Annotated in this window: 3 protein-coding genes; all 3 read right to left on the bottom strand. The window is 63.7% G+C overall.

Going from position 1 to position 1,780, the window contains the following annotated elements; all coding sequences use genetic code 11:
- Positions 1-440 precede the first annotated feature (440 nt).
- Positions 441-899 carry a hypothetical protein gene (locus I55_RS22310; RefSeq protein WP_044562798.1) on the bottom strand — a complete coding sequence of 153 codons (459 nt, stop codon included), beginning with the start codon at positions 897-899 and terminating at the stop codon, positions 441-443.
- A gap of 53 nt (positions 900-952) precedes the next feature.
- Entirely contained in the window at positions 953-1,462 is a 510-nt protein-coding gene (locus I55_RS34990) for a ribbon-helix-helix domain-containing protein (RefSeq protein WP_083901332.1), read from the bottom strand.
- Positions 1,459-1,780: cytochrome P450 (locus I55_RS22320; RefSeq protein ID WP_148293900.1), on the bottom strand; the 322-nt coding region annotated here is incomplete at its 5' end. The genes I55_RS34990 and I55_RS22320, both read right to left, overlap by 4 nt.

Genomic DNA, 1,780 nt, shown 5'->3' on the forward strand with positions numbered 1-1,780 from the left:
CCCGCGAGGATCTGGACGGGACCGGCCAGACAGGAAGGCGGACGCGCACCGCCTGTCACATTACGAGGCTTGGCGCGAGAGCTTCACCGTCGAAGCCTGGGCCTGGGTCGAGCGTCCCGAGCGCCAGACCCTGGCCGAACTAAGCAGCGGGGGGGACCGGCGCTGGCAAGACCCAGCTTCTGGAGCATTGTTGGGCCAGCCAAGAGCCTAAGGACAACCGTGACTGGGCCGCCGCGGACTATGGAGCCATCGTGGCCCTGCTGCTTCGCCTACACCACCTGCGGGGCCGGCCAGACCTAGCTGACCAGGCCCTAAGAGGGGCAGACCTGGCCGACCGGCTCTGGGCCCTGGGCGAGCCCGGAGCCACGGGCCCGGCATCCCAGCCACGAAAAGAGAGGAATGTGGGGTATATTCCTCCTTACAATTGAGCTCGTGATGCCTCACCTGGGAGCCGATCCTCGCACCAGGACCAAACGCAGGGTCACGCCACTGTCGGTGATCTGCCAGCCGTCGGGGCTCAAGGACGGCCACTGCAAATTATAGCGGATCACACCCCTGACCTGGGGTATGGACGGAGATACACCGGCGGCGCTCTCGACCTGGTAGCCCTGCATGGCCGTGCACACGATGGAGCCGTTGAAGGTCAGCGAACCATCGGCCAGGCGAACGACCTTCCCGTTGATCGTGTAGCCCGCCTGCATGCTGCCGCCGACATAGGAGACCTGCTGGACGTCGGACCAGGCAACTGGCCCCTCCTCCAGAACGATCTCCCGTGGCCGCCCGGCAGCACTTGGGGCGTCGCATGAAGCCAATATGTAATCGGCCTTCGCCGGTGCCGTGGCGCACGCCAGAGCAATGAAAAGAATGATGCTCAGCCACGTGGTCGTCCTGACCTGCATGATGATTGTCCCTTGGTGTCGATGGGCCGGAAGTGGCCTCTTCGTGCCAGACCTTACGGCTTATCCTGGTAGTATCGGAGTATGGCGATGCGGATCGCGCTCGCCAGGTTGACGTTGGAATCCTTGAGGCCGTCAATGAGGGTGACAAAGTAGGTCCTGCTCAGCCCCTCACGCTCGATCATCTCATCCAGGGCATCCCAGAATGCCGGTTCGAGCCGAATGGACGTGCGCTTGGAACCCGCGAATATGGACCTGGGCGTCGCGTCCTTCATGTTGACCACCGCCGGCAATCCCGCCACCCAGCGGCTTAATCTGGTGTTCGGCTCTGCTGGGTCGCCCCCTTCCTCGCTCCATGAATCCAATGATGTACGCTTGCTCCTGTTCGCTTGCTCCTGTTCGCCCTCCATCCTTCCGGCCATCGCGCCTAGGGAAAAGGCCCCCTGCAGACTGGAAAGCCAAGGGGAGGGTGCGTCCTTCTCCATATCCCCTGCCTGGCCGGCCTTGATATCCAGGAATATGGAACGCTTGTGGTCATTCTCTTTGGGCACAGAACCTCGGGTCATGCGGCCGCCGCGTGGGCGTGGCGAACGCGAACGCCGACCCGCAATGATCCGGCGGGTGGGGAGAGGGTCACGCCGGCGACAGGCCTGTGATCGGCGAGCGGTCCCGCCAATGGCACCATGTCGAAAGCCGAGCTGAAGGCCACGGCGATGAGCTGCAATTCAGCCATGGCCAGGTGCTGGCCAATACAGGCCCTGGGTCCTGCGCCATAGGGCATGTAGTCCCATCGACCATGACGGCGGCCGGCCAACCACCGTTCCGGCCGGAAAACCATCGGGTCGCCCCAACTGGCGCGACGAACGGCATATAGGGGATCAGGA

This window comes from Azospirillum sp. B4, from assembly GCF_000333275.1.
In the GTDB taxonomy this organism is placed as follows: Bacteria; Pseudomonadota; Alphaproteobacteria; order Azospirillales; family Azospirillaceae; genus Nitrospirillum.

Excerpts from the sequence above, each read along its gene's own strand:
- I55_RS22310 (WP_044562798.1), bottom strand. The coding sequence starts at position 899 with ATGCAGGTCAGGACGACCACGTGGCTGAGCATCATTCTTTTCATTGCT.
- I55_RS34990 (WP_083901332.1), bottom strand. The coding sequence starts at position 1,462 with ATGACCCGAGGTTCTGTGCCCAAAGAGAATGACCACAAGCGTTCCATA.